Here is a 24,149-nt window from a genome sequence, read left to right on the forward strand (position 1 = left end):
GTTCACCAAGCCGCCCCTGTCAACGCCGACAGGGGGTATTTTACCGGCAGATCAAGCCAGTTCGACGGAATGTTCGCTTGCCCAGGCTTCGAGCTGATCGCGCAGCGAACGCCCCGGTTCGGCCAGCATCGCGCCCATCGCATCGATCAACGCGGCGCGATCGAGCGAGCGGACCATCGCCTTGATCGGCCCGACCGCCGCCGGGGTGATCGACAGGCGATCGATGCCGAGCCCGAGCAGCGCCAGTGCCTCCAGCGGACGCCCACCCATCTCGCCGCACACGCCCACCGGCACTCCCGCCACCGCGCACTGATCGGCGACACGCTTGAGGAAACGCAGGATCGACGGGCTGAGCCAGTCATAACGCAGCGCCAGCTTGGGATGCGCGCGATCGGCGGCGAACAGGAACTGGGTGAGGTCGTTGGTGCCGATCGACAGGAAATCGAGCTTGGGCAGCAGCAGGTCGAGCACTTCCGCCAGGGCGGGTACTTCGAGCATCGCGCCGTAGCGGATCTCGGTCGGCATCTTGCGGCCGCGCGCGGCAAGCCAGGCGCGCTGCGCCTCGAACAGCTCGCGCGCCTCGTCGAACTCCCAGGGTTCGGAGACCATCGGGAACATGATGTTGAGCGGGCGGCCGGCACCCGCCTCGATCAGCGCGCGCGCCTGCGCCTTCATCAGGCCATCGCGATCGAGCGCGAGACGCAGCGCCCGCCAGCCCATCGCGGGGTTCTCTTCCTCGCCGTCCTCGTCGTGATTGAGATAGGGCAGCGCCTTGTCGCCACCGATATCGACGGTGCGGAAAGTGACGGGGCGGTCGCCCGCCGCGTCGAGCACATCCTTGTAGAGCCGGCGCTGCATCTCGCGCTGGGGCAAGGTGGCCGAGACGAGGAACTGGAATTCGGTGCGGAACAGGCCGATGCCGTCGGCACCGGTCAGGTCCAGCGCGGCCATGTCGTCGCGCAGACCCGCGTTGATCATCACCGCGACCCGGTGGCCATCGGCCGTGACCGGCGCCACGTTCCGCATCTGGGCAAAGGCGGCGCGGCGCTTCTGGCTGAGCTCGAGCTTCGCCTCGAACGCCTCCAGCATCGCTTGGGTCGGGCGGACGAACAGGCTCTCCTCGGCGGTGTCGAGGAGCATCATGTCGCCTTCGGCGATCAGCTGGCGGATGTTGCGGACGCGACCGAGCACCGGCACGCCCATGGCGCGGGCGACGATGGTGACATGCGCGGTGAGCGAGCCTTCCTCGAGCACCACGCCCTTGAGACGACGGCGATCATATTCGAGCAGCTCGGCAGGACCCAGATTCTTGGCGATCAGGATCGAATCCTGGCGCAGGCCCATCTGCGCGGCAGTGCCGAGCTGGCCCGAGACGATGCGGAGCAGCCGGTTCGCCAGGTCCTCCAGATCGTGCATGCGATCCCGAAGAAGGGGATCGTCGATCTCGCGCATGCGCTGGCGGGTGCGCTGCTGGACGCGCTCGATCGCCGCCTCCGCGGTCAGGCCGGAATCGATCGCCTCGTTGATCCGGCGCGACCAGCCTTCATCGTACGCGAACATCTTGTAGGTCGCGAGAATCTCGTCCTGCTCGCCGCCGACGCCGAACTCGGCCTGGCTGGCCATCCGGTCGATCTGCTCGCGCATCTTGTCGAACGCGGCATAGACGCGGTGACGCTCCGCCTCGGTATCCTCGGCGACGGTATGCTCGATGGTGATGCGCGGCTGATGGAAGACCGCGACACCGGCGGCCATGCCATCGACCAGCTTGAAGCCGTGGCCGAGCTCGGGCGCGGTCGACTGGAGCCGGGTGGAGCCACCGGCGCTCGCCGGATCGATCAGATCGGCATTGGCGATCAACTCCGAGAGCACCATCGCCACCGTCTGCAGCGCCTCGATCTCCTCGCTCGCATAGCGCCGCGATTCGGCATGCTGGACGGCGAGCACGCCGACCGAGCGCTCGCGCCGGATGATCGGCACGCCGGCGAAGCTGTGGAACGCCTCTTCCCCCGTCTCCGGGCGATAGGCGAAGGCCGGATGCATCTCGGCCTCGTCAAGGTTCAGCGTCTCGACATTCTGGGCGATCGTGCCGACCAGGCCCTCGCCGAGCGCGAGCTTGGTGACGTGCACGGCTTCCTGCGCCAGGCCGCGGGTGGCGAACAGCTCGAGCAACCCTTCGCGCAGCAGGTAGATCGAACAGACTTCGCTCGACAGTGCCTCGCCGATGATGTTGACGACCGAATTGAGCTTCGATTGCGCCGGGTTGCGCGACGCCATCACGTCGTGGAGGCGCGTCAGGATTTCGCGGGCCGAGGCGGCGGCGGAAACGGGCATGAACAAGGCGCTAACAGATTGTGTTCGCCCGCGCCATGCGCCGACGAACACAAACCGTTACGGCTGCGAAGGTTTTTAGCGCTGGAGGCTGGCCAGGCGGCTGCCCCAGGCGCGATCGGCGATTCGCCAGGCGTCATAGTCGCGGTAGAAATCGGTGAACGGCGCCTCGAGCCGTGGCAGCGCTTCGGCAGCGAAGGCCGCGAACGCCTCGGGCCGCACCTGCCCCACTTCGGCCAGCACGTCGCGCGCGACGCGGCAGAAGCCGGTCTGGGCGGGCGGCTGGGCGAAGAAATTGTAGACGCGGGTCATGTCGCGATCATGCCGCGAATCCCAGCCCGCTCCATACCGTGCCCGATATTGCGCCTTCACCGCCGTATCGGCCGCGGCCAGCGAGGCCCGGTGGCGGCCGAGCATCGCGTTATAGGCCGCGACCGTCTCGCGTTCCGCTTCGTCCCGACAGCCGAGCGCCGCCACATTGAGCGCGGCGCGGACGTGCCAGGCGGTCTGCTCGCGCGAGATATGGTGGTTGACGGTGTCGTACTGGCCATCGGCCGCGACGGCCGGGATCAGCTGGTTGAAACTTGCCCCGGCTGGCGGCAGCGGCCGCGAATCCCCCCGATATTGCGCCTGCGCCGGCACTGCGCACGCGATTCCAACAAGCGCCGCAGCGCCCCAGATTACCTTCTTCATGTGTGAAACCCCCCGGTCTCTATCCCCGCTGTCAGCTTCTCGCGACGCGCTGAATCCGTCCTGAAGAATCTTTGTGAATCAGCCGGTTACCGCTTCGATTCGTCGCATATTCCAATCACTTGCGTAACGATCGGACGGACCCCTTGTCGCGATATATACTGTGTGCTACATAGTATGTGTCATACACGATATGAGGCACAGGACGATGCCGGTCGAGGAAGACCTGTTCGAGAAACTGCGCGTCGAGCTGCGGCGCGGATCGCTGGTGCTGGCGGTACTCGGGGCGCTGCGCGAGGAACGCTATGGCTACACGCTGCGCACCAGCCTGGAGGAAGCGGGGCTGCCGATCGACGAAGGCGCGCTCTATCCGCTGCTCCGCCGGCTGGAGACCCAGGGGATGCTGACCAGCGAATGGCGCGAGGAAGGCAAGCGCAACAAGCGCTTCTATCGGCTGAACGCCGACGGCCTGCACGTGCTTGGCCAGCTGCTCGCCGAATGGAACGCGATATCGGAATCGATCCTCCGCCTTACCGAGGGAGACAAGTGATGGACCTCATCGAACGCTATCTCGGCGCCGTGCGCTGGAACCTGCCCGCCGCCAAGGCCGACGACATCGTCGCCGAGCTGGCCGACCTGATCGCCGCCCGCGTCGAGGATCGCGAGGAAATGCTCGGCCGACCGCTCGACAAGAGCGAGGTGAGCCAGGTGCTGCGCGAGTTCGGGCATCCGCTGGCGGTGGCCGGGCAATATGGCGATCAGCGTGCGCTGATCGGGGCGGAAGTGTTCCCCTTCTACTGGTTCGTGCTCAAGGTGGTGCTGGCGATCGTCGCGGTGATCGAGCTGGTGCAGATCGGAGGCGGGCTGGTGGTGACCGGCGATTTCGCCCGCGCCCTGGCGCATGGATCGGGCGCGCTGGTCCATGCGCTGCTCTACAATGCCGCGCTGGTGACGCTTGCCTTCGCGGTGATCGAGCGGCTCGGCTGGCTCGATGCCTATCTCGCCAAGTGGAAGCCCGAGGAGCTGCCCGACCTGGGCAAGCTGCGCCTCGACCTGCCGCCGAAGAAGCGCTGGGAGCCGCTGTTCGAGATCGGCTTCGGCATCGCCTTCCTGGTGTGGTGGGCGGGTGGCTTCACCGTGCCGCTCGCACCACATGACGCCGATGTACGGATCACCGGCGCTGCGGTGTGGCAGGGGCTCTACTGGCCGGTGGTGGCGCTGGTCTGGGCGCGGATCGCGCTGAGCCTGATCGGCTTCCTGCGCCCCCACTGGAAGCCGATGCGCGCCGCGCTGATCCTCGGCTGCACCGCGGGCACGCTGTGGATCGCCAAGATCCTGCACGAAGCCGGGCAGATCGTCACCGTCGTCGGCACCGACACGGTGAAGGCCGCGCGGATCCAGGAGAGCCTCGACAAGAGCCTGGAGATCGCAGTGATCGTGATCGCCGCAGTGACGGCGTTCCAGTGCGCGAAGGAACTCTACCAGCTGTACCGGGAGCGCCGCTGAGGCGCTCCCTATGCAGGGATCAAGCCGCGCGTTTCTCCAGCGCGTGCGCCGCCTCTGCCATCAGCGTGGCGATGATCTCGGCGACCGGCTCTTCCCTGGTCACCATGCCGACCGACTGGCCCGCCATCACGCTGCCATGTTCGACATCGCCGTCGATCACTGCGCGGCGGAGCGCGCCGGCCCAGTAATGCTCGATCTGGAGCTGGGCTTCCATCATCTCGATCTTGCCCTCGTCGAGCGACTGGGCAACTTCGCGCTGCTTGGCGGTGAACAGCTCGCCACCCGCGTTCTTGAGCGCGCGAACCGGAATGACGGGAAGCCGGGGATCGATCTGGACGCTGGCGACGGCATCGCGAGCCGAGGCGCGGATGAACGCCTTCTTGAAGTTCGGATGCGCGATGCTCTCGGTCGCCGCGGCGAAGCGGGTGCCGAGCTGGACGCCCGCCGCGCCCATGTCGAGATAGCCGGCGATCGCCTCGCCCCGGCCGATGCCGCCGGCGACGAAGACAGGCACCTGCTCGGAGACTTCGGGCAGGATCTCCTGGGCGAGCACGCTGGTCGAGACAGGGCCGATATGGCCGCCGGCTTCCATGCCCTCGACCACCAGCGCATCGACGCCCGACCGGATCAGCTTCTTGGCGAGGCTGAGCGCCGGGGCGAAGCAGATCAGCTTGGCGCCGTTCGCCTTGATCGCGTCGAGCGAGCCCGCGGGCGGCAGGCCGCCGGCGAGGACGACATGGCCGACCTCATGCTCCTTGCAGACCTCGATCAGATCGAAGAGCTGCGGGTGCATGGTGATCAGGTTGACGCCGAAGGGCTTGTCGGTGAGCGTCTTGGTGCCGGCGATCTCCGCGTCGAGCAGCTCGGGCGTCATCGCGCCGCAGGCGATCACGCCGAAGCCGCCGGCGTTGGAGATGGCGGCGACGAGGTTGCGCTCGGACACCCAGGACATGGCGCCCGAGATGATCGCGGTTTCGCTGCCCAGGAATTCGCGGCCGCGGGCCATGCGGCGGGCCAGGCGCTCGGCGCCGACGGAAGATGCATTGGTCATCGCCCTCGCCTAGCCTCGGCAGGGGGCTCCCGGCAAGAGATCGCTCAGGGTTGGCGCGTCACCCGGCGATAGTCGATACGGATCATCACCCATTCGCCGACCATCAGCTTGTCGTTCACCCGCGGCGGACGGACCAGGAACTGGAAGGCGGCCTGACGGACCGATCCGGCGAAGCCAGTGCCGCGCGTCTCGTCGAGCTCGTAGCAATCCTCGACCCGGTTGCGCGCCACGGTGCGGCAGGCGACGAGGCCGAAGCCGGGGAAGCGGGCGCGGTTCTCGTTGATATAGGGCGAGAGCTCGGCATCGCGCGGCTCGCGCACCCATTCGGCGACATAAAGCGTCTCGCCATGCCGGCCCTTGCGGCCCGCCACCGGCGTGTCGTTGGCACCGCCGCCGCCGCCGCCCGCATCGGCGGTGGCGCCGTCCGGGGCGTCGGCGGGCGCACGCGAAGGCACCTTGGCGATGTCGCCCTGCTGGTAATCGTTGCGGCTGAGCTTGAGGAAGGTCGGCGGGCCGATGGGGACAGGGCTCTCGACCGGAGTCGGCACCGGGGGCGGCGGCTGGGTCCGGGACTGCGCCTGCTGCTTCGGCGCGGCCTTTTTCTGCTGCTTCTCGGCAGGCTTCTTGTCGGGGCTCTCCTCGCCCTTCGACGCCTCGATCCCGAAGGTATTGAGGCTGTTGCCCTGCTTGCGGCCCGGCAAAGGCGGCACGAAGAACAGCAGGAGCGCCAGGAGCAACAGCTCGATGACGAGCGCGATGAGCAAGGCAGCGCCGCGCCTGCGGAGCAGTCCCGAATCAGCAAAGAGACGGGAAGGCCACCGCATCACGAACTTCCCCCAACCACGCCCGCACGGCGGCACCGCGACCGAAACATGGCAGCATCCAGCCGCATGTTACGGTTCGTTGCAGCCGGCGGTCAGGAAGCGATCACGCGGCCTCGTCGGTCGCGTCGAGCCCATAGGCGGTGTGGAGGATGCGCACCGCCAGTTCGGTCTCGTCCTCGTTGATCAGGACCGAGACCTTGATCTCCGAGGTGGTGATCGCCTGGATGTTGATCCCACGCTCGCCGAGCGTCTTGAACATCGTCGCCGCCACGCCCGCATGGCTGCGCATGCCGACGCCGACCACCGAGATCTTGGCGACGCGCGTATCCTGGAGCAGATCCGCGAAGCCGATCGAGCCCTTGGCCTGGTTCAGCGTCTCGATCGAGCGGGCAAGGTCCGCCGCCGGCACGGTGAAGGTCACGTCGGTCGCGCTCGCCGAACCCGCGCTCTGGTGCGCGATGTTCTGGATGATCATGTCGACGTTGATATTGGCCTCGGCCAGCGGGTTGAAGATCGTCGCCACCGCGCCGGGCTTGTCCGGCACTGCGGTGAGGGTGATCTTCGCTTCGTTCTTGTCGTGCGCGATGCCGGTGATGAGCTGGCTTTCCACGTCCTGAATCTCCTCTTCGCCCACGATCATCGTACCGGGCAGCGTGTCCGCCATCGGGGCATCGTCGCCGGTGAACGACGACAGCACCTGAACGCGGACCTGTTCCTTCATCGCCAGACCCACCGAGCGCGTCTGGAGCACCTTGGCCCCGACGCTGGCGAGCTCCAGCATCTCCTCGTACGTCACCTTCTTGAGCTTGCGGGCCCGGGGGACGATGCGCGGATCGGTGGTGTAGACGCCATCGACGTCCGTATAGATGTCGCAGCGGTCGGCCTTGACCGCCGCCGCCACCGCCACCGCCGAGGTGTCCGAGCCGCCGCGGCCGAGCGTGGTGACGCGATTGCTGCCGTCATTGGTGACGCCCTGGAAGCCCGGGATCACCGCGACTTCGCCGCGCGACCAGCCTTCTTCAAGCCCGGCCGAATCGATCGACTGGATACGTGCCTTGGCGTGCGCCGCGTCGGTATGGATCGCGACCTGCGAACCCAGCCAGGAACGCGCCGGCACGCCAAGTGCCTGGAGCGCGACCGCAAGCAGGCCCGAAGTGATCTGCTCGCCGCTCGACACCACAACGTCATATTCGCGCGGATCGTAGAGCGAGCTCGCCTCGCGGCAGAAATTGACCAGCCGGTCGGTCTCGCCGGCCATCGCCGAGACGACGACCGCGACCTGGTTGCCGGCTTCCCATTCGCGTTTGACTCGCGCCGCGACGCTCCGGATGCGCTCGATGCCTGCCATCGAGGTGCCGCCGAACTTCATCACGATACGCGCCATGGAATGAGCCTGTCTGCTTTGCGGGCCTTTGGTCCCCGCCTGCGCGGGGATGACGATAATGGGGCGCCCTGATAGGAGCGGCTCATGGGAAGCGCAACCAAAGCTACGATTGACCCGCGTGAAGCTGAGCATTTCGGCAAGCTCGCCGCGGACTGGTGGAATCCGAAGGGTAGCTCCGCGATGCTCCACCGGCTGAACCCGGCCCGGCTCGGCTATATCCGCCAGGCGATCGACCTGCACTGGGGCGGAGACTCGGCGGGCTTTGCGCCGCTTGCGGGCAAGACCGCGATCGATGTCGGCTGCGGCGCCGGGCTGCTGGTCGAGCCGCTTGCAAGGCTGGGCGCCCGGATGACCGGGATCGACGCTGCGCCGGAGAATATCGGCGCAGCCCGCGCCCATGCCGCCGCGACGGGCCTCGACATCGAATATATCGCCGGCGGGATCGAGAACCTGCCGGGCCGGACCTTCGACCTGGTCACGTCGATGGAAGTGATCGAGCACGTCACGGATCCGGCGGCATTTGTCGGCGCGCTGGCGGGTGCGCTCGCCGAGGGCGGCCTGATGATCCTCTCCACGCCGAACCGAACGCTGGCTTCGCGCATCGCGATGATCACGCTGGCCGAAGGTACCGGCGCGATCCCCGAGGGCACGCACGACTGGAGCAAGTTCCTGCGCCCCGAGGAACTGGAAGAGCTGCTGGTCGCCGCCGGGCTGAAGGTGATCGACCGCACCGGCCTGGGCTTCTCGCCGGCGCGCGGCTTCGTGACCGGCACCGGCGAGGCGCTGAACTATCTGGTTACGGTGGTACGGGCCTGACGAATGCGGCTCCCCGGCGAAAGCCCGTGGAGCTATTCAGACTGTAAACGTCAGGGCTTCTGCCCGTAGTTGAGTACCGCCAGCGCGCCGATATCGAGCGTCTGCTTCGCCGTGTTGATGTGGAGCGCGGCGGCGAGTTCGCCCTTGGCATAGTCGCGATCGGCATGGCCGGCGGCGGTGTAGAGCTTCCACTCGGGGCCGACCGTCACCGGATTGCCGAACACCCTGGTGTAGGGCGCCGAGGCGAGCTGGATCTGGACGTTGGCGATGGTTGCGGTGGTCGCGCCCTCGGCCGGCTTCTCGACCCGGGCGTAGAAGGCGATCACGACCTTGTCGCCCTTCTTCACACCGAGCTGGAGCGGCGAGTTGACGCCGATGCTCCACGGATTGCCGCCCCCCGGCGTATCGACCCGGATCGCCTTGCCGAACTGGACCTTCGCGTCCTTGATCGGGGTCGGCTTGGCCCCGCCCGGCAGGCCATAGACCTGGAAACTGTCGGGATTGGCATTGTTGAGCACTTCGGGCTCCGCCGCCGCCGTCTGCGCGGCGAGCGGGGCGAATGCGAGCCCCGCCGGGATTGCGAGTGCCATGGCGGCGAGCGCCAGTCGCTTGGTCATCAGTTCCTCCCCTCGTTATTTTGCGGGGAGGCTATGCCTGTGTCCGGTTTGTTTCAACGAAAATGTTAGCGGTATCTTCTGGCCGACAATCAGAAGAGCCGGCCACCGTTCGGCACCGGCACCGAAGGGTGGAACAGCACCACCTTGCCGTCTTCATCGGGAAAGCCGAGCGTCAGCACTTCGGACATCATCTTGCCGATCTGACGCGGCGGGAAATTGACCACGGCAGCCACCTGCATGCCTGGCAGATCCTCCAGCGCATAGTGCTCGGTGATCTGCGCCGAGGAGCGCTTGCGGCCGATCGTCGGGCCGAAATCGATCAGCAGCTTGTAGGCAGGCTTGCGCGCTTCCGGGAAGGCCTCCGCCTCCAAGATCGTGCCGACCCGGATATCGACCGCGAGGAACTGGTCGAAGCCGATCGTCTCGGCAGGCTCGGCGGCGGGATCGTGGTTCATGTGCATGGGCCACCCCATGCCATCCCGTCGCCGAGCCCGCCAGTATCAGCGGCTGGCGCCGTCGTAGAACTGCACCTGCAGCGCATCGAGATCGATCCCGTCGGCACAGCGCAGGTTGATCTCGACCATCGGCCCGTCCGGCCCCTGCCCCTCGGCAAAGGGTGCGACGCCGCAGACCGGGCAGAAATGATGCGCGATGATGTGATGGTTGAAGCGATAGGTCGCCACCGCGTCGATCGGCGTCTGCAGGGTGAAGCGCTCGGGCGTGGTGAAATGGTGGAGCGGCGCCTTGCGGCGGCAGATCGAGCAGTTGCACTGCATCGCCCGGGTGGGTGGATCCTCCTGCACGACAAAGGCGATCGCGCCGCAATGGCAGCTTCCGGTGAACGGCATCGGCTCCTCCCTATCCTGCATTCTTTTATCGTTTTCGGGGCAACGCATGGGCCACCCCATTGTTCGTGTTCTTATTATGTTCTATGCCGGGACCATGCAATCGGGCTTCGGCTTTTACGGGCATGACGACATAATCCGCTGGCAGCAAGCGCTGGAGCCGATGCGGGCGCTTGCCGGACCGCTGCCGCGGCGCTCGCCGATCGGGGCGCTGGTCAAGTCGATGATCAGCGGGCGGACGAAGGACCCGGTTTCGCTCGCCGCCTATGACCGGCTGGTCGCGCGCTTCGGCACCCCCGGACAGGTGCTGGCGGCGGGACCGGCCGAAGTGCTTCGCTGCATCGGCGCGGTTACCCATGCCGAGGACAAGGCGCGCTACCTGATCGGCGCGCTCGGCCGGATCGCGGCCGAGCGCAAGGGCTTCGACCTGGGCTTTCTCGGCACGCTGCCGCTGGGCGAGGCACTGGCCTGGCTCGAGCGGCTGCCCGGCGTCGGCCGCAAGGTCGCCGCCGCGACGCTCAACGGCAGCACGCTCGACCGGCCTGTGCTGATCGTCGACGGCCATGTGCTGCGCGTGCTCCAGCGCACCGGCTTCGTGCGGCGCGGCGCGGAGGGGCGCGACGCGAGCGAAGCGGTGACCGCGGCGATGCCCGAATGGCGGGGCGACGAGTTTCTCGACTTCCATATCGGCACCAAGAAGCTCGGCCAGACGCTGTGCCGGTTCGACGGCACCGACTGCGCCCGCTGCCCGCTTCGGACCGATTGCCGCGCGCGCAGCGATTGACAGCACGCACATGCTCCCGGACAGGAAGCCATGGCCGAGGTGAAACTCCATCCGAGCTGGCTTGAACCGCTGCAGGGCGAGTTCGCCGATCCCTACATGGCGCAGCTGCGCCAGTTCCTCGTCGGCGAGAAGGCGACGGGCAAGCGCATCTTCCCGGCGGGCGGCGAATGGTTCCGCGCGCTTGACCTGACCCCGCTCGACAAGGTGCGCGTCGTCATCCTGGGCCAGGACCCCTATCATGGCGAGGGCCAGGCGCACGGCCTGTGCTTCTCGGTGAAGCCCGGCGTCCGCACCCCGCCCAGCCTGGTCAACATCTACAAGGAGATGGAGACCGACCTGGGCATCCCGCGCGCCCAGCACGGCTTCCTCGAGCATTGGGCCGAGCAGGGCGTGCTGCTGCTCAACGCGGTGCTGACCGTGCAGATGGGCATGGCCGCATCGCATCAGGGTCGCGGCTGGGAGCGCTTCACCGACGCGGTGATCCGGCTGGTCAATGCCCGGGAAGAGCCGGTGGTGTTCCTGCTCTGGGGCAGCCATGCTCAGAAGAAGGCGGCGTTCGTCGATTCGATCGACAAGGGCGGGCGCCACCTGGTGCTCAAGGCCCCCCACCCCTCGCCGCTTTCCGCCCATTCGGGCTTTTTCGGATCGCGCCATTTCTCCAAGGCCAACGCGTTTCTGGAGCATGTCGGCCAGAAGCCGATCGACTGGGCACTGCCGCCATTGCAGCGCTGAACAACAGCGCCGAAGTGGCGCAAATACAACAGGATGACTTGTCTCGCGGCTTGACTTAGGCTGGCTCCAGAAACTCTTCGGAGACCTGGCATGCGTCGTACCCTTACTGCCCTGATCGCGCTTTCCCTTTCCGCCTGCAGCGGCGGTGGCGGCGGTTCCGTATCGGCGGGCGGCGGTTCGACGGGCAGCGTCACGCCGACGCCGACCACCACGCCGACCCCGACCACGGCGGGCTGCACGCTGCGCGAGCGCCAGCTCTGGGCCGCGGCGCAGCTCAACGAATGGTATCTCTTCCCCGAGACGCTGCCGACCAGCCTCGACCCGGCGCCCTATTCCAATGTCGGCGACTATGTCGACGCGCTGACCGCCACCGCGCGCTCGCAGGGCCGCGACCGCTACTTCACCTATGTCACCTCGATCGCCGAGGAGAATGCCTATTACAATTCCGGCGCGACCGCGGGCTTCGGCTTCCGCCTGTACCTGAGCGGCAACCGGCTGTTCTCGGCCGAGACCTTCGAGGGCACGACCGCACTGGGTGCCGGCATCGACCGCGGCACCGAGATCCTCGCGGTGGGCACCACCACCGCCAACCTGCGCACCGTCAGCGACATCCTCGCGAGCAGCGGCAGCGCCGGGCTGACCGAGGCGCTCGGCCCCAACACCGCAGGTACCACCCGCAGCTTCCGCGTTACCGACACGGTGGCGGGCACCCGCGTGGTGACCATCGCCAAGACCGACTATACGCTCGACCCGGTCTCCAGCCGCTACGGCGCCAAGATCATCGACGATGGCGGCCACCGCGTCGGCTATGTCAATCTGCGCACCTTCATCAACACCGCCGATTCCCCGCTGCGCGCCGCCTTCGCCCAGTTCAAGGCGGCGGGGGTGACCGAAGTCATCGTCGACGTGCGCTACAATGGCGGCGGCCTGGTCTCGATCGCCGAGCTGATGGGCAATCTGCTGGGCGCCAACCGCAGCACCTCCGACGTGTTCGACTATATGACCTTCCGCGCCAGCAAGTCGGCGCAGAACAGCACCGCCTTCTTCGCGCCGCAGACCCAGTCGATCGCGCCGACCCGCGTCGCATTCATCGGCACTTCCAGCACCGCCTCGGCCAGCGAGCTCGTCGCCGCCGGCATGCTGCCCTATCTCGGCACCAACATGGCGCTGGTCGGCACCAACACCTATGGCAAGCCGGTCGGCCAGATCGCGGTGGACAAGAGCGCCTGCGACGACCGCTTCCGGATCATCGCCTTCGCGCTCGAGAATCGCGACCACCAGGGCGCCTATTTCACCGGCCTCTCCAGCATCGTGAAGGCGAGCTGCCGCGCGTCGGACGACATCGCCTATCCGATGGGCGACCCGCGCGAGGCCTCCACCCGCGCCGCGCTCGACTTCATCCAGGGCAAGAGCTGCACCGCGATCAGCGCGGTCAGCGGCGCCAGCGCCAGTGCCCGCACCGCCGGCGAGACCGGCAGCCCGAGCGCCCAGGAACTGCTGAGCCCGCAGGCCCCGACCGTGCCGCAGCGCGACGTGCCCGGCATGTTCTGACCCGATTTTGCGGCGCCCGGCATAGGCGCGGGCGCCGCGGCTTGCTATCTTGCCCTCCGGACGATGGAGGAAATGATGAAGTCGCTGTTCGGCCGCCTGTTCGGCAAGCGCGCTCCGGAGCAGACGGAGCTGGCGCCTGCTGCGGCCCCGCCTGACGAAAAGGCCGAATGGGTCCGCGACCAGATCCGCCGCGACGTGGCGAGCGGCTTCTATGACGAGGACGCGATCCTGACCAACGCGGCCGACGCCTTTGCCGACGACCTGACCCCCGACGAGCTCCGCCCGATGGCCCAGCAGGCGCTGCGCGAGGCGCTGGCCGAGCAGCGCGTCGCCGAGCGCCACTGGCCCGACGAGACCGATTGCGACCGGCTCGACGCCGCCTTCGCCGCGCTCGAGGAGAGCGGCGTGATCGCCCGCCAGAACTTCAGCTGCTGCGGCAATTGCGGCGCGACCGAGATCTGGGACGAGGTCCGCGCCGTCGAGGAGACCGGCGCCGAGATCCGCGGCTATGCCTTCTACCATATGCAGGACACCGAGGGTGCGGTGGACGGCGGCGGGCTCTACCTCAATTACGGCGCCTGCGCCGAAGGCGAGGACGCGGCACTTGCCGTCGCCCGCGACATCGTCGCCGAGCTCGAGGCGCATGGCCTGGCCACCCATTGGGACGGCAGCTGGGACAAGCGCATCGGCGTGACGCTCGACTGGAAGCGCCGCCGCGGGCTCTAAGCGGCGGCGTTACCAGTCCAAAGTACACGAAGTACACGCCAAGAGCGCGTTTTTCGGCGGATCAGATCGTCCCCTCGCCGCGTATCCGATCCAGCTCTGCATCGAAATGCGCATCGATGGCCAGCTGCGCCGCCGAGGGCGTATCCTGTTCCTCCTCCGACTTTTCGTAGAGCCAGCGCGGCAGCTTGTCGCCGGCAAGGTCGGCAATCTCGAGCTTGTACTCCAGCTCCTCCGCCGAAAGCCCGGCGGCAGGATCGGCCGGCTGGACCGGCGCGAGCGCGGCCAGCGCATCGGCGAGCGGCATCGGCGGCGCATAGGGCACGGCGCCGGCCGGCAGCGTGTCACGGTGCGCATGGGCATAGCGTTCGGGCAGATGCGCGCGCAGCAGGAACATCAGCAGCCGATCGTTGACCCGCATGCGACGGCCGACGCGGCGGCCTTCCTTGTCGAAAACGGGCTCGTCGCTGCCATGGATCGCACGATCGAAAGCGAGGTCTGCCAAATGGTTCGCAGCGTGGTGGATGGCGATTTCCCAGGCGCGGGCGAAATTCTCGCCGCCAGGCGAGCGCCGCAGCTTGTAGGCACTGCCGACCGACATGCCGACCTGCCGCGCCGCCTCGGTCACCGAGCCGCGATCGGCCAGCGCCTCGATGAAGTCGCGCTGGCGCTCGGGGGACCAGCCATCATGCCGATGTTTCCGGCGCACGGGCACCCATTCATAGTCGTCCGGGTAATGGCCGTGCTCATCGAGCGGCGTCAGCGGCCGCGCATCCGGCGGCGCAACGGCACCGCCCTGGGTGACGGCGGGAAGGTTGACGGGATCGATGCCGGCGGAGAGCGCGGGATCGAAAGCGATGCGATGGTCCAGCTGTTCCATGGCGCGAGGGAAACAGGCGAAATCCTACATTGCGAGAGGTGTAGGACCGATTCCCGGCGGGTGTTGCGCGCGGGCATCCATCAGGATCGCGAGCCCCGTCGCGTCAGTCGCGGGGCGGCGGCAGCGCCTTGCGGGCGCGGCCGGCATGGAGGATCGGCGGGACCGACAACAGGATCGCCGCGACCATCCCGCCAATGGCGAGCAGCCCGATCGGCGTGGCCCGCGCCTCCGCCTCCATCACGAACTTCCCGGCGCGCAGCGTGGCGCGCGCGGTCTGCGGGGTGAAGAGGGGGTGGGGTTCGTCGGGCATCGGGGCTTCCTTTGCGCGGAACCCTATCACCGATGCGCGGCGAACTCGATCAGGTCCCAGCGATTGCCGTAGAGATCCTCGAACACCGCGACCTTGCCATAGGGCTGGCTCGCCGGCGGCCGGACGAACCGGACGCCGGCCGCGCTATAGGCCGCGAAGTCCCGCTCGAAATCATCGGTGGCGAGGAACAGGAAAACCCGGCCCGCCGCCTGATTGCCAATCGCCGCCTCCTGCTCGGGACCGACCGCGCGGGCGAGGAGAATGGTGGTGGCGTTCTCCGGCGCGCCGGGCGGGCGGATCGTGACCCAGCGCTTGTCCTGCTCGGGCTGGTAGCTGTCCTCGACCAGCGTGAAGCCGAGCTTGCCGATGTAGAAGGCGAGCGCTTCGTCATAGTCGCGGACGATCAGGGCGATGTGGGCTAGGTATTGAACCACGGTGCCTCGTCAGCGATTCAAGAGCGCGATAGCCTGGTAGACACGCTCGAACATATCATTCGAGGGCTCCATATCGCGATCAGGATGGATGCGCTGCGCGAGCGATGGAGCTCGCAGAAAATATTCCTTCGCGAGTTCGGCATCGATTGCGTCGCTGTCTCGGACGGCAACCGCGTGGACCCGCTCGAACACGAGGATAAATTCGACGTTCTGTGCACCCAGGTCGGAAATCTTCGCCCGGACGTTATCCTCAGTCGGATAAAGCGTGTAGCGCTCGACGAAGGTATCGCAAACCAATCTCCATCCAAGGTGAATCAGCAGTACCGGCTTGAGCAGGTTCTGTTGGGCGGAGAGCCAATCACTTGCGTCCGATGACGGCGCTATGATCGCCCTGCTGAGGACTGCAAACACCTGCACTGGTGAGAGTGCAGCAAAACTCTTCGCATCGAAATCCATGAAGCCGAGCCGAAGGGTTTTTGGCGCCAAACGATACCCGGACCCATAGATTATCAGAGCCGAAATAGCCGCCAATAACAGACCCAGCAGGGTTCCCAATACTATCTGCATTCTTCCCCCGTCATGTCAGATTCATGGGCATGCGGTCGGCCACGACCATTGCCATAACCCTCTGCCACGGGGAATTACAACGAACCCGAAGAGGCTACCAAACCTCCACCACCGCCTCGAAGGGCGGGCCGCCCCGGCTGTGCGTCGCCGTGTAGTGGATGCGGCTGGGGATGATGCTGGTGCCCTTGTATTCCGCCTGCACGTCGAGCTTGTCGATCAGATCTTCCTCGGTGAAGCGGCGCAGGGTGCCGATCAGGAGCTGGCGGGCCTCTTCCACGGCGGGCGGGATATAGACGAAGTTGTGCGGGTCGTTCGGCCCGCCCAGTTCCTTCGGGAAGATGTGGATCTTCACCAGCCGGCCTTCGCGGACCAGCCGGTTTGCCGCCGCCTTGCTGGTGATGTCCGAAAAGTCCGGGCCATTGGCCACCTGCCCCGTCTTCTGCGCCGTCGCGGCAGGTGCGAGTGCCAGCGAGCCGAACAGCAGCAATGCCCCGGCCAGTCCCTGCCATATGCCCGCCATTGCCGCCTCCCCGTCCTGGATGATGCGCGCAAGGCTATCGCGTGACGCATCCGCTTTGGCAGCAGGCGCGTCCGTTTCGGACATGTCTCCGGCGCGGCGTCGCGGAACCCCGGCGAAAAGGCCCCTACCTCCGTGGCTTGGCGCGATTTGGCCCCGAAACGGCTCTGCTCCGAAGCGGCCCATGCCGCGATTGCCGATCGGGGCGGCGCGGCGGAGCCTTGGCGGGTCGAGTCGATCTCCGGCCCGATGCGCCGAGCGGCGCACACTTCCAGGGGAAGCCCTCATGACCACCGATACGCAGACCGTCGAGCCCGGCCGGCAGGCCGCCGATCTCCAGCAGCTGTTCGACGGCAAGGTGCCGCAGCAGGTGCTGGATTCGGCCCGGGCCCATCTCGAAAGCCGCCCGCTGGTCGCCGCCAGCAGCGGCGACGCCACCCTGATCATCACCGGCGGGATCACCGGCCAGCTCCAGTGCGTGGTCGATGACGGGCCGACCTTCCTCGGGCATTTCTGGGGCGGCGCGCCCGCCACCCGGTCGCCCGGATCGATCTACACCGACGATCCCGAGCGGCTCTACAGCCAGTCGACCAGTTTCATGCTGGTCGCAACGCCGGTCTATGTCAGCCTGATCTTCCTCGACGACAGCGGCAATGCGCTGGGCAGCTTCCAGGGCCGCGCGCTCGGGACGGTTTCGGGCAGCTATGGCGGCACCGGCAGCTGGTCCTGATCGCCGGCTGCGGTGCAAGGCTGATCCGCTCCGGAGCCATTCCGGCGCGCACCGGGCCACCAGCGGTCCGAAATGCCAGCAATCCCGGCGAGTCGGCGATGAAACAGCCGAAATGGTTATGCTCCGATCCGACCCAAGCCATGGTTGTGTGCGGCCCGGGACAAGATCAGCCTTGGATCATCGAGGCGATCCTCGCTTCGATTTGACCGATCCACGTGGGGAGGACTTCACATGACGGACACCGTTACCGAAATCGATCGCGACCAGATCGCGAGCGACTTCAGGAAACTGCTTGCGGATCATCTGCCGCAGGAAGCGATCGACAATGCCGTGGCGCATCTGGAGAGCGCACCCAGGGCGGCGGCGACGACGGCCTATCCCGCCAATGGCAGCGTCGCGTCGCTGATCGTCTACACCAAGTGCCAGTGCACGATCCTGAACGGCGGCAAGACCTTTGACGGCTCGGCCTGGGGCGTGACCTTCCCGGGCGGCGGCGCACTGAAGGGAGACGTCTATACCGACGACATCAACAAGCTGTACGCGAAGACCTCCAGCTTCACGCTGGTGGCGACGCCGGTCTATACCAGCTTCATCTTCATGGACGACAGCGGCAACACGCTGGGCAGCTTCCAGGCCGGATCGATCTCGACCGTGGGCGGGATCGGCGGCGGCAGCGGCCACTGGCACTGAGCCTGGCGCCAGACGAAAGCGGGGCGGCCGAGACGCGCACGGCCGCCCCTTTTCGCGTCAATCGTGCTCGCGGTCGCCCTGGCCCATGTACAGCTCGCGGCCGGTCTCGTTGTAGAGCTGCGACATCGCGGCCATGCCGGCCTCGGCATCTTCCGCCGCCAGGAAGCCCTCGACCGGGGCATTCTGCTTGGCGGCGAAGTCGCGCACTTCCTGGGTGATCTTCATCGAGCAGAACTTCGGGCCGCACATCGAGCAGAAATGCGCGGTCTTGGCGCCTTCGGCCGGCAGCGTCTGGTCGTGATACTTCTCCGCCGTATCGGGATCGAGCGACAGGTTGAACTGGTCGCGCCAGCGGAACTCGAAACGGGCGCGGCTCAGCGCATCGTCGCGGACCTTGGCCGCGGGATGGCCCTTGGCGAGATCGGCGGCATGCGCGGCGAGCTTGTAGGTGACCACGCCAACCTTGACGTCGTCACGGTCCGGGAGACCCAGATGCTCCTTGGGCGTGACGTAGCAGAGCATCGCCGTGCCGTACCAGCCGATCATCGCGGCGCCGATGCCGCTGGTGATATGGTCGTAACCGGGCGCGATATCGGTGGTGAGCGGCCCGAGCGTGTAGAAGGGCGCCTCGCCGCACGCTTCGAGCTGCTTGTCCATATTCTCCTTGATCTTGTGCATCGGCACATGGCCGGGGCCTTCGATCATCACCTGGACGTCCTGTTCCCAGGCGCGCTTGGTGAGCTCGCCCAGCGTGTAGAGCTCGGCGAACTGGGCTTCGTCATTCGCGTCGGCGATCGAACCGGGGCGCAGGCCGTCGCCGAGCGAATAGGCGATGTCATACGCCTTCATGATCTCGGTGATCTCGTCGAACTTCTCGTAGAGGAAGCTCTCCTTGTGGTGCGCCAGGCACCATTTCGCCATGATCGAGCCGCCGCGCGAGACGATGCCGGTGACGCGCTTGGCGGTGAGCGGCACGTACGGCAGGCGGACGCCGGCATGGATGGTGAAATAGTCGACGCCCTGCTCGGCCTGCTCGATCAGCGTGTCGCGGAAGATTTCCCAGGTCAGGTCCTCGGCGATGCCGCCGACCTTCTCCAGCGCCTGGTAGATCGGCACGGTGCCAACCGGCACCGGCGCGTTGCGCATGATCCATTCGCGGGTGTCGTGGATGTTGCGGCCGGTCGACAGGTCCATGATCGTGTCGGCGCCCCAGCGGATCGCCCAGACCATCTTGTCGACTTCCTGCGCCACGTTCGAGGCGACGGCGGAGTTGCCGATATTGGCGTTGATCTTGACCAGGAAGTTGCGGCCGATCGCCATCGGCTCCGATTCGGGGTGGTTGATGTTGTTCGGGATGATCGCGCGGCCGCGGGCGACTTCCTCGCGGACGAACTCCGGCGTCACGTAGTCGGGGATCGACGCGCCGAAGCTGTTGCCGTCGCGGACATATTCGGCGAGGCGGGCGCGGCCGAGATTCTCGCGCTCGGCGACATATTCCATCTCGGGCGTGATGATGCCGCGCTTGGCGTAATACATCTGCGAGACGTTCATGCCAGGCTTGGCGCGCAGCACCTTCTTGCGGACGTTCGGGAAGGGCTGGACGCCGCCGCTGCGGTCCGGGCCGAGCTGGCCGTTATCCTCGGGACGGACTTCGCGCTGGGCGACTTCCTCGACATCACCGCGGGCGCGGATCCAGTCGCGGCGCAGCTCGGGCAGGCCGGCCATGATGTCGATCCGGGCCTCGGGATCGGTGTAGGGGCCGGAGGTGTCGTAGACGCGGACCGGCGGTTCGCCCGACGACGGCTCGAGATAAATCTCGCGCATCGCGACCTTCAGCGGGCCGACATGGATCTTCTTCGAACCGCGGATCGCGCCGGTGGTGACGGCGAGTTCGGTCTTGGCGGGGATGTCGGCCATTCGTCACTTCTCCAAATCGGGAGAGGACGGTCGTATGGTGGCGGCCGCTCCCTCCCTACGCCGGTCTCAACCGGATCAGGTTCAGCGGGTCGGAGGCTGCGGCCTCCCTCTCAACCGCGACGAAGCGGTCCCCCGGGGATGGCCGTGTCTTAGGCGCTTGGGGAAGCGAGGTCCAGCACTCAGAAGGTGAGCGCCAGCCCCGCCGCGCCGGTCCACTGGTTGCGGTCGCCGGCGATGCTGACCAGCGGGCTGTCGGCGAAATCATTGACCAGCTTGCGATAGGTACCGCCGGCGACCAGCGACAGGCCCTTGGTGAGGTTGCCGGTGAGCGCATAGGCGAAATAGCCGCCAAAGGTGATGTCCTTCTGCCCGCCCTCGGGGCGGAAGATGGGGAGCCCGCTGGCGATGCTCTGCGCCGGGGTGACGCCGAAATAGGTGCGGGCATAGCGATCCTCGACGATCTCCGCCGAGGCGGAGAGGCTGACCATCGCCTTGGTGCTGAGCGGCGTCGAATAGGTGACCACCGGGTTCCAGATGCCGGCCTTGTGCACCCGGGTGACGTCGCGGCGATAGGAGATCGTGACCGAGAGCTTGTCGAAATCGCTGGTGATCAGCCCGGTGCGGCCGATGCCGAAATAGCCGCCGACCTCGAGCGCGGAATCGACTTCGCCGAGCGCGCGGACGCGGGGATCGCGGATGGAATCGCGGTTGGAGCGGTTCATGTTGTAGACCGCGACGGGCCCGAGCTGGATATCCCAGCCAGGGCCGGTGCCGTTCGGGATCACGTCGAGCTGGGCGCGGTTGCCGACCAGGGTGAAGCTCATCCCCGCCACCGTGCCGTTGGCGACCGGGATCGGCGTCCAGCGATTGTGGCTGGAGCCTTCATAGTCCGGGAAATAGGCCGCGCCGACGCCCAGGGTAAGCCGCGCGGCGCCTTCGCTGGCGGCCTCGGCCACTTCGGCCGATTGCGGCGCGGCCTGGTCCTGCGCGCAGGCCGGGGCAATGGCGAGGAACGAGGCGGCAAGCGCACCGCAAAGTCGGATCATGGGGCACCCTCTGTCATGTTGCAGGCGCGAGAACGCCGCCCGGAGCGCCCAAGTTCCTATAACAGATAGCGAATTCGAACCTGTTGCCGCTGTGCATCAGCGCCCAGGGTGAAGCGCGCATCCTTGTAGCGGGGCGGGCCGAAACGGATCGCGGGGTTGCGCGAGAAGCCGAAACCCTCGCGCGGAATGCCGAGCATCGTATCGAGCTTCGAATTGCCATTGGCATCATGGATCACGGCAATCGCATAGTCACCGACCGGCAGGCCCTCGAGCCGGATGCGCGGATTGGCGGCCGGGAGCGTGCGCTTGAGCGCGCCCCTGCCGTCGCGGCAATCGGGAAAGTCGCCCGGATCCTGGACGAGGCAGAGCCGCACGACGCCCTTGGCCGAGCGCAGTCCGGTCATCTCGATCTCGAGCGGACCGCCGGTCTCAACCGCGGGCGATCCGGCGCCGAGCAGCAGCATGGCCGCGATCGAAATCCCCAAGGCCCTTGTCGGTGCCGCAAAGCCGGTCCCAGTGGCGGAAATACAGTCCAAAATTGCACCCATAATGTTCGTGGTGACGCTGGTGATGGCTGGCGGTGATCAGCCAGGTTCCGAGCGGCCCCTGCCAGACGAAGCGGGGCCAGATCTCCCAGCCCATGTGATTGGTGACGCCCATCACAGTCATGATCGTCAGTACCAGGCCGAGCGCGCCGACATGGATCGGGATCAGGAACACCAGCGCCGGGATCACCACCGCACCGGTGACCGCTTCCCAGGGATGAAAGCTCATCGCGGCCCAGGCGGTGGGCGGCCGGCTGGCATGATGGACCGCATGCATCCGGCGGAACAGCGCCGGGCGGTGCATCCAGCGATGCGTCCAGTAGAACCAGGCATCGTGCGCCAGCAGATAGAGCAGCACCGAGACCGGCAGGTACCAGAGCGGGAAGGCGTGGACATCGGTGTAGATCCGCGTCCAGCCATGATTCTGCCAGCCCCAAGCGACCACACCGGCGGGCACGCCGTAGATGGCGGCGCTGGCAAGGCTCCAGCCGATCTCGCGGCGGATCTGCCGGTCGAGCCCGGTATAGAGGCCGGGATGCTTCACCCGCGTCGCCAGGGCGAAGCCGCCGCTCGCCAGCAGATAGCGCACGCCGACGATCAGCGTCATCGCGAGCGCGGAGAGGGCGATGGCAAGCATCATGGGCAAGGGCTTACCGCATTTTCCGGCCGAAGGCGCGCGGGGGCGAATTAATTGTGCAGCACAGCTTCGGATGCGTAACGAATCCTGCCCGTTTTTTGAGCAGACCTTCGCATCTGCACAAAAATTTACCCATGGGTAATATTTGATTGCGCCCAAACCCCACGGAATCGTGGGATTCTTGCGCTTGGCACGCTGTTTGCGACGAACCCCCTCGGGATAACCGCCAACGAGGGGGCGACATGAAGCTCATCATCGCCATCATAAAACCGTTCAAGCTGGACGAGGTCCGCGAGGCGCTCACGGGTGTCGGGGTCGCGGGGATGACCGTGTCGGAAGTGAAGGGTTTCGGCCGCCAGAAGGGCCAGACCGAAATCTATCGCGGCGCGGAATACAGCACCAACATGGTGCCCAAGATCAAGATCGAGGTCGTGGTGGGAGCCGATCTGGCCGACCGCGCCGTGGAAGCGATCCAGGCCGCCGCCAGCACCGGCGCGATCGGCGATGGCAAGATTTTCGTCCTCGATGTCGGCCAGGCCGTGCGCATCCGCACGGGCGAAACCGACGAGACGGCGCTGTAAGATGGGGGTCCAGATGAAACTTGCGATGAAGATTGCCGCGGGAGCGGGGCTCGGCGCCCTGTTCGCCGCGATGCCTGCCCTCGCGCAGGCGCCTGCCGCCGCAGCGCCGGTCGTGCCGACCGACGCGATGGTCAACAAGGGCGACGTCTCCTGGATGCTCGTCTCGGCCGCGCTGGTGCTGATGATGTCGGTACCCGGCCTCGCGCTCTTCTATGGCGGCCTGGTCCGCACCAAGAACATGCTCTCGGTGCTGATGCAGGTGCTCACCATCGTCTGCGTCGCCGGCCTGCTCTGGGTAACCATCGGCTATTCGATGGCCTTCACCAATGGCGGCGCGCTCAACCTGTTCGTCGGCGGCTTCTCCAAGGCGCTGATGCAGGGCGTTGACGCCAACACCTTCGCCGCGACCTTCTCGAACGGCGTCTATCTGCCCGAGACGACCTTCGTCGTCTTCCAGATGACCTTCGCGATGATCACCCCAGCGCTGATCGTCGGCGCCTTTGCCGAGCGCGTGAAGTTCACGCCGCTGATCCTCTTCGTCGTGATCTGGTCGATCCTCGTCTATTACCCGATGGCCCATATGGTCTGGTACTGGCCGGGTCCGGACTTCACCGCCGGCCTGCCCGACGACCATGGCTTCCTGTGGGGCAAGGGCGCGCTCGACTTCGCGGGCGGCACCGTGGTGCACATCAACGCCGGTATCGCCGGCCTGGTCGGCTGCCTCGTGATCGGCAAGCGCACCGGCTACAAGCAGGAGCCGATGGCGCCGCACTCGCTGACCATGACCATGATCGGCGCCTCGCTGCTCTGGGTGGGCTGGTTCGGCTTCAACGCCGGCTCCAACCTCGAAGCCAACAAGTTCGCTTCGCTCGCCTTCATCAACACCATGGTGGCCACCGCCGCCGCGGGTGCCGCCTGGGCGATCATCGAGCAGGTGGTGCACGGCAAGCCTTCGCTGCTCGGCGCGGCCTCGGGCGTGGTCGCCGGCCTGGTCGCGATCACCCCGGCCGCCGGCTTCGCCGCCCCGATGACGTCGGTGGTGCTCGGCATCGTCGCTTCGATCGGCTGCTTCTTCTTCGTCACCACGGTGAAGAACGCGCTGGGCTATGACGACACGCTCGACGTGTTCGGCGTGCACTGCATCGGCGGCATCATCGGCGCGATCGGCACGGCCGTCGTCGCCGACCCGGCGCTGGGCGGCCAGGGCTGGATCGACTTCACCGTGATCCCGGCGGTTGCCGGCAAGTACGACATGGCGTCGCAGCTGGTCACCCAGGCGACGGGCGTGGGCGTGACGCTGCTGCTCTCGGGCGGCGTGTCGGCGGTCCTGTTCCTGGCGCTGAAGTACACGATCGGCATCCGCCCGAGCGTCGAAGTCGAGATGGAAGGTCTCGACATCAACGCGCACGGCGAGCGCGCCTACAACTACTGACGAGATCGGGCG

29 protein-coding genes and 1 riboswitch are annotated in these 24,149 nt (G+C 66.8%); of the genes, 12 read left to right on the forward strand and 17 right to left on the reverse strand.

Going from position 1 to position 24,149, the window contains the following annotated elements; genetic code table 11:
- Window positions 1-51: 51 nt before the first annotated feature.
- Together ptsP and O3305_RS14795 are read right to left on the reverse strand one after the other, a co-directional pair.
- Window positions 52-2,331 carry a phosphoenolpyruvate--protein phosphotransferase gene (ptsP, locus tag O3305_RS14790; protein ID WP_269573228.1) on the reverse strand — a complete coding sequence of 760 codons (2,280 nt, stop codon included), beginning with the start codon at window positions 2,329-2,331 and terminating at the stop codon, window positions 52-54.
- A 75-nt stretch (window positions 2,332-2,406) separates the two neighbouring features.
- On the reverse strand, window positions 2,407-3,021 hold the full coding sequence (locus O3305_RS14795) for a hypothetical protein (protein WP_269573229.1): 615 nt from the start codon (window positions 3,019-3,021) through the stop codon (window positions 2,407-2,409).
- A gap of 190 nt (window positions 3,022-3,211) precedes the next feature.
- On the opposite strand from O3305_RS14795, the gene O3305_RS14800 reads away from it, so the two are divergent.
- A complete protein-coding gene (locus tag O3305_RS14800) occupies window positions 3,212-3,568 on the forward strand; it encodes a PadR family transcriptional regulator (RefSeq protein WP_269573230.1) in 357 nt (118 codons plus the stop codon).
- Entirely contained in the window at window positions 3,568-4,524 is a 957-nt protein-coding gene (locus tag O3305_RS14805) for a hypothetical protein (protein WP_269573231.1), read from the forward strand. The genes O3305_RS14800 and O3305_RS14805 overlap by 1 nt, the downstream gene beginning before the upstream one ends.
- 19 nt (window positions 4,525-4,543) lie before the next feature.
- Here O3305_RS14805 and O3305_RS14810 read toward each other — a convergent pair whose 3' ends face one another.
- From O3305_RS14810 to O3305_RS14820, 3 genes are all read right to left on the reverse strand, one after another.
- Window positions 4,544-5,575, reverse strand: coding sequence for an NAD(P)H-dependent flavin oxidoreductase (locus O3305_RS14810; RefSeq protein ID WP_269573232.1), 1,032 nt, complete (start codon window positions 5,573-5,575; stop codon window positions 4,544-4,546).
- Window positions 5,576-5,619: 44 nt separating this feature from the next.
- A complete protein-coding gene (locus tag O3305_RS14815; protein ID WP_260395929.1) occupies window positions 5,620-6,339 on the reverse strand; it encodes a hypothetical protein in 720 nt (239 codons plus the stop codon).
- 163 nt (window positions 6,340-6,502) lie between these two features.
- Entirely contained in the window at window positions 6,503-7,783 is a 1,281-nt protein-coding gene (locus O3305_RS14820) for an aspartate kinase (protein ID WP_269573233.1), read from the reverse strand.
- An 84-nt stretch (window positions 7,784-7,867) separates the two neighbouring features.
- On the opposite strand from O3305_RS14820, the gene ubiG reads away from it, so the two are divergent.
- Entirely contained in the window at window positions 7,868-8,599 is a 732-nt protein-coding gene (ubiG, locus tag O3305_RS14825) for a bifunctional 2-polyprenyl-6-hydroxyphenol methylase/3-demethylubiquinol 3-O-methyltransferase UbiG (RefSeq protein ID WP_269573234.1), read from the forward strand.
- A gap of 50 nt (window positions 8,600-8,649) precedes the next feature.
- Here ubiG and O3305_RS14830 read toward each other — a convergent pair whose 3' ends face one another.
- The 3 genes from O3305_RS14830 to O3305_RS14840 all read right to left on the reverse strand — a co-directional run bounded on the left by O3305_RS14830 (window position 8,650) and on the right by O3305_RS14840 (window position 10,064).
- On the reverse strand, window positions 8,650-9,216 hold the full coding sequence (locus O3305_RS14830) for a carbohydrate binding domain-containing protein (RefSeq protein WP_269573235.1): 567 nt from the start codon (window positions 9,214-9,216) through the stop codon (window positions 8,650-8,652).
- An 89-nt stretch (window positions 9,217-9,305) separates the two neighbouring features.
- Window positions 9,306-9,677 carry a tRNA-binding protein gene (locus O3305_RS14835; RefSeq protein ID WP_269573236.1) on the reverse strand — a complete coding sequence of 124 codons (372 nt, stop codon included), beginning with the start codon at window positions 9,675-9,677 and terminating at the stop codon, window positions 9,306-9,308.
- A 39-nt stretch (window positions 9,678-9,716) separates the two neighbouring features.
- On the reverse strand, window positions 9,717-10,064 hold the full coding sequence (locus O3305_RS14840; protein ID WP_269573237.1) for a GFA family protein: 348 nt from the start codon (window positions 10,062-10,064) through the stop codon (window positions 9,717-9,719).
- Between the two features lie 94 nt (window positions 10,065-10,158).
- Here O3305_RS14840 and O3305_RS14845 point away from each other — a divergent pair, with 94 nt between their 5' ends.
- From O3305_RS14845 to O3305_RS14860, 4 genes are all read left to right on the forward strand, one after another.
- Window positions 10,159-10,845: an endonuclease III domain-containing protein gene (locus O3305_RS14845; protein ID WP_269573238.1), complete on the forward strand. Its 687-nt coding sequence runs from the start codon at window positions 10,159-10,161 to the stop codon at window positions 10,843-10,845.
- A 30-nt stretch (window positions 10,846-10,875) separates the two neighbouring features.
- Window positions 10,876-11,577, forward strand: a complete 702-nt coding sequence (gene ung, locus O3305_RS14850; RefSeq protein ID WP_269573239.1) for a uracil-DNA glycosylase — start codon at window positions 10,876-10,878, stop codon at window positions 11,575-11,577.
- A 90-nt stretch (window positions 11,578-11,667) separates the two neighbouring features.
- Complete coding sequence (locus O3305_RS14855) at window positions 11,668-13,128, forward strand: S41 family peptidase (RefSeq protein WP_269573240.1); 1,461 nt, start codon at window positions 11,668-11,670, stop codon at window positions 13,126-13,128.
- A 75-nt stretch (window positions 13,129-13,203) separates the two neighbouring features.
- Window positions 13,204-13,854, forward strand: a complete 651-nt coding sequence (locus tag O3305_RS14860) for a DUF6891 domain-containing protein (RefSeq protein ID WP_269573241.1) — start codon at window positions 13,204-13,206, stop codon at window positions 13,852-13,854.
- 61 nt (window positions 13,855-13,915) lie between these two features.
- Here O3305_RS14860 and O3305_RS14865 read toward each other — a convergent pair whose 3' ends face one another.
- From O3305_RS14865 to O3305_RS14885, 5 genes are all read right to left on the reverse strand, one after another.
- Window positions 13,916-14,731: a hypothetical protein gene (locus O3305_RS14865; protein WP_269573242.1), complete on the reverse strand. Its 816-nt coding sequence runs from the start codon at window positions 14,729-14,731 to the stop codon at window positions 13,916-13,918.
- 103 nt (window positions 14,732-14,834) lie between these two features.
- Window positions 14,835-15,041, reverse strand: coding sequence for a hypothetical protein (locus tag O3305_RS14870; RefSeq protein ID WP_269573243.1), 207 nt, complete (start codon window positions 15,039-15,041; stop codon window positions 14,835-14,837).
- A 26-nt stretch (window positions 15,042-15,067) separates the two neighbouring features.
- Window positions 15,068-15,475: a VOC family protein gene (locus O3305_RS14875; RefSeq protein WP_269573244.1), complete on the reverse strand. Its 408-nt coding sequence runs from the start codon at window positions 15,473-15,475 to the stop codon at window positions 15,068-15,070.
- 9 nt (window positions 15,476-15,484) lie between these two features.
- Window positions 15,485-16,042 (reverse strand): hypothetical protein, encoded by a 558-nt coding sequence (locus O3305_RS14880; RefSeq protein WP_269573245.1) that lies wholly within the window; start codon window positions 16,040-16,042, stop codon window positions 15,485-15,487.
- A 94-nt stretch (window positions 16,043-16,136) separates the two neighbouring features.
- Complete coding sequence (locus O3305_RS14885) at window positions 16,137-16,562, reverse strand: hypothetical protein (protein ID WP_269573246.1); 426 nt, start codon at window positions 16,560-16,562, stop codon at window positions 16,137-16,139.
- 283 nt (window positions 16,563-16,845) lie between these two features.
- On the opposite strand from O3305_RS14885, the gene O3305_RS14890 reads away from it, so the two are divergent.
- Window positions 16,846-17,289, forward strand: a complete 444-nt coding sequence (locus O3305_RS14890; protein ID WP_269573247.1) for a VapA/VapB family virulence-associated protein — start codon at window positions 16,846-16,848, stop codon at window positions 17,287-17,289.
- Between the two features lie 231 nt (window positions 17,290-17,520).
- Window positions 17,521-17,979 carry a VapA/VapB family virulence-associated protein gene (locus O3305_RS14895; protein ID WP_184163586.1) on the forward strand — a complete coding sequence of 153 codons (459 nt, stop codon included), beginning with the start codon at window positions 17,521-17,523 and terminating at the stop codon, window positions 17,977-17,979.
- Between the two features lie 57 nt (window positions 17,980-18,036).
- On the opposite strand, the gene thiC is transcribed toward O3305_RS14895, so the two are convergent.
- The 4 genes from thiC to O3305_RS14915 form a co-directional block, all read right to left on the reverse strand.
- Window positions 18,037-19,896: a phosphomethylpyrimidine synthase ThiC gene (thiC, locus tag O3305_RS14900; RefSeq protein ID WP_269573248.1), complete on the reverse strand. Its 1,860-nt coding sequence runs from the start codon at window positions 19,894-19,896 to the stop codon at window positions 18,037-18,039.
- Between the two features lie 35 nt (window positions 19,897-19,931).
- Window positions 19,932-20,041: riboswitch (TPP riboswitch) on the reverse strand.
- Window positions 20,042-20,075: 34 nt separating this feature from the next.
- Window positions 20,076-20,942 (reverse strand): MipA/OmpV family protein, encoded by an 867-nt coding sequence (locus O3305_RS14905; RefSeq protein ID WP_269573249.1) that lies wholly within the window; start codon window positions 20,940-20,942, stop codon window positions 20,076-20,078.
- A 56-nt stretch (window positions 20,943-20,998) separates the two neighbouring features.
- The gene (locus tag O3305_RS14910) at window positions 20,999-21,406 is read right to left on the reverse strand and encodes a DUF2141 domain-containing protein (protein WP_269573250.1); all 408 of its coding nucleotides are present in this window, start codon (window positions 21,404-21,406) and stop codon (window positions 20,999-21,001) included.
- Window positions 21,372-22,127, reverse strand: coding sequence for a sterol desaturase family protein (locus tag O3305_RS14915; RefSeq protein ID WP_269573251.1), 756 nt, complete (start codon window positions 22,125-22,127; stop codon window positions 21,372-21,374). The genes O3305_RS14910 and O3305_RS14915 overlap by 35 nt, the downstream gene beginning before the upstream one ends.
- Here O3305_RS14915 and O3305_RS14920 point away from each other — a divergent pair.
- The 3 genes from O3305_RS14920 to O3305_RS14930 all read left to right on the forward strand — a co-directional run bounded on the left by O3305_RS14920 (window position 22,114) and on the right by O3305_RS14930 (window position 24,137).
- The gene (locus tag O3305_RS14920) at window positions 22,114-22,266 is read left to right on the forward strand and encodes a hypothetical protein (protein WP_269573252.1); all 153 of its coding nucleotides are present in this window, start codon (window positions 22,114-22,116) and stop codon (window positions 22,264-22,266) included. The genes O3305_RS14915 and O3305_RS14920 overlap by 14 nt on opposite strands.
- 100 nt (window positions 22,267-22,366) lie before the next feature.
- Window positions 22,367-22,705 (forward strand): P-II family nitrogen regulator, encoded by a 339-nt coding sequence (locus tag O3305_RS14925; RefSeq protein ID WP_086127851.1) that lies wholly within the window; start codon window positions 22,367-22,369, stop codon window positions 22,703-22,705.
- 13 nt (window positions 22,706-22,718) lie between these two features.
- Window positions 22,719-24,137 carry an ammonium transporter gene (locus O3305_RS14930; RefSeq protein ID WP_493113972.1) on the forward strand — a complete coding sequence of 473 codons (1,419 nt, stop codon included), beginning with the start codon at window positions 22,719-22,721 and terminating at the stop codon, window positions 24,135-24,137.
- Window positions 24,138-24,149 lie beyond the last annotated feature (12 nt).

The sequence above is a fragment of the Sphingomonas sp. NIBR02145 genome (assembly GCF_027359115.1).
Classification (GTDB): Bacteria; Pseudomonadota; Alphaproteobacteria; order Sphingomonadales; family Sphingomonadaceae; genus Sphingomonas; species Sphingomonas kyeonggiensis_A.

What these genes read in the sequence shown, in the direction of transcription:
- O3305_RS14905 (WP_269573249.1), bottom strand. Translation starts at nt 20,942, where the DNA reads ATGATCCGACTTTGCGGTGCGCTTGCCGCCTCGTTCCTCGCCATTGCC.
- O3305_RS14895 (WP_184163586.1), top strand. Translation starts at nt 17,521, where the DNA reads ATGACGGACACCGTTACCGAAATCGATCGCGACCAGATCGCGAGCGAC.
- O3305_RS14845 (WP_269573238.1), top strand. Translation starts at nt 10,159, where the DNA reads ATGCAATCGGGCTTCGGCTTTTACGGGCATGACGACATAATCCGCTGG.
- O3305_RS14805 (WP_269573231.1), top strand. Translation starts at nt 3,568, where the DNA reads ATGGACCTCATCGAACGCTATCTCGGCGCCGTGCGCTGGAACCTGCCC.
- O3305_RS14915 (WP_269573251.1), bottom strand. Translation starts at nt 22,127, where the DNA reads ATGATGCTTGCCATCGCCCTCTCCGCGCTCGCGATGACGCTGATCGTC.
- O3305_RS14920 (WP_269573252.1), top strand. Translation starts at nt 22,114, where the DNA reads ATGGCAAGCATCATGGGCAAGGGCTTACCGCATTTTCCGGCCGAAGGC.
- O3305_RS14910 (WP_269573250.1), bottom strand. Translation starts at nt 21,406, where the DNA reads ATGCTGCTGCTCGGCGCCGGATCGCCCGCGGTTGAGACCGGCGGTCCG.
- O3305_RS14870 (WP_269573243.1), bottom strand. Translation starts at nt 15,041, where the DNA reads ATGCCCGACGAACCCCACCCCCTCTTCACCCCGCAGACCGCGCGCGCC.
- O3305_RS14800 (WP_269573230.1), top strand. Translation starts at nt 3,212, where the DNA reads ATGAGGCACAGGACGATGCCGGTCGAGGAAGACCTGTTCGAGAAACTG.
- O3305_RS14810 (WP_269573232.1), bottom strand. Translation starts at nt 5,575, where the DNA reads ATGACCAATGCATCTTCCGTCGGCGCCGAGCGCCTGGCCCGCCGCATG.
- ptsP (WP_269573228.1), bottom strand. Translation starts at nt 2,331, where the DNA reads ATGCCCGTTTCCGCCGCCGCCTCGGCCCGCGAAATCCTGACGCGCCTC.
- O3305_RS14865 (WP_269573242.1), bottom strand. Translation starts at nt 14,731, where the DNA reads ATGGAACAGCTGGACCATCGCATCGCTTTCGATCCCGCGCTCTCCGCC.
- O3305_RS14930 (WP_493113972.1), top strand. Translation starts at nt 22,719, where the DNA reads ATGAAACTTGCGATGAAGATTGCCGCGGGAGCGGGGCTCGGCGCCCTG.
- ubiG (WP_269573234.1), top strand. Translation starts at nt 7,868, where the DNA reads ATGGGAAGCGCAACCAAAGCTACGATTGACCCGCGTGAAGCTGAGCAT.
- ung (WP_269573239.1), top strand. Translation starts at nt 10,876, where the DNA reads ATGGCCGAGGTGAAACTCCATCCGAGCTGGCTTGAACCGCTGCAGGGC.
- O3305_RS14855 (WP_269573240.1), top strand. Translation starts at nt 11,668, where the DNA reads ATGCGTCGTACCCTTACTGCCCTGATCGCGCTTTCCCTTTCCGCCTGC.
- O3305_RS14795 (WP_269573229.1), bottom strand. Translation starts at nt 3,021, where the DNA reads ATGAAGAAGGTAATCTGGGGCGCTGCGGCGCTTGTTGGAATCGCGTGC.
- O3305_RS14885 (WP_269573246.1), bottom strand. Translation starts at nt 16,562, where the DNA reads ATGGCGGGCATATGGCAGGGACTGGCCGGGGCATTGCTGCTGTTCGGC.
- thiC (WP_269573248.1), bottom strand. Translation starts at nt 19,896, where the DNA reads ATGGCCGACATCCCCGCCAAGACCGAACTCGCCGTCACCACCGGCGCG.
- O3305_RS14925 (WP_086127851.1), top strand. Translation starts at nt 22,367, where the DNA reads ATGAAGCTCATCATCGCCATCATAAAACCGTTCAAGCTGGACGAGGTC.
- O3305_RS14830 (WP_269573235.1), bottom strand. Translation starts at nt 9,216, where the DNA reads ATGACCAAGCGACTGGCGCTCGCCGCCATGGCACTCGCAATCCCGGCG.
- O3305_RS14860 (WP_269573241.1), top strand. Translation starts at nt 13,204, where the DNA reads ATGAAGTCGCTGTTCGGCCGCCTGTTCGGCAAGCGCGCTCCGGAGCAG.
- O3305_RS14890 (WP_269573247.1), top strand. Translation starts at nt 16,846, where the DNA reads ATGACCACCGATACGCAGACCGTCGAGCCCGGCCGGCAGGCCGCCGAT.
- O3305_RS14835 (WP_269573236.1), bottom strand. Translation starts at nt 9,677, where the DNA reads ATGCACATGAACCACGATCCCGCCGCCGAGCCTGCCGAGACGATCGGC.
- O3305_RS14880 (WP_269573245.1), bottom strand. Translation starts at nt 16,042, where the DNA reads ATGCAGATAGTATTGGGAACCCTGCTGGGTCTGTTATTGGCGGCTATT.
- O3305_RS14840 (WP_269573237.1), bottom strand. Translation starts at nt 10,064, where the DNA reads ATGCCGTTCACCGGAAGCTGCCATTGCGGCGCGATCGCCTTTGTCGTG.
- O3305_RS14820 (WP_269573233.1), bottom strand. Translation starts at nt 7,783, where the DNA reads ATGGCGCGTATCGTGATGAAGTTCGGCGGCACCTCGATGGCAGGCATC.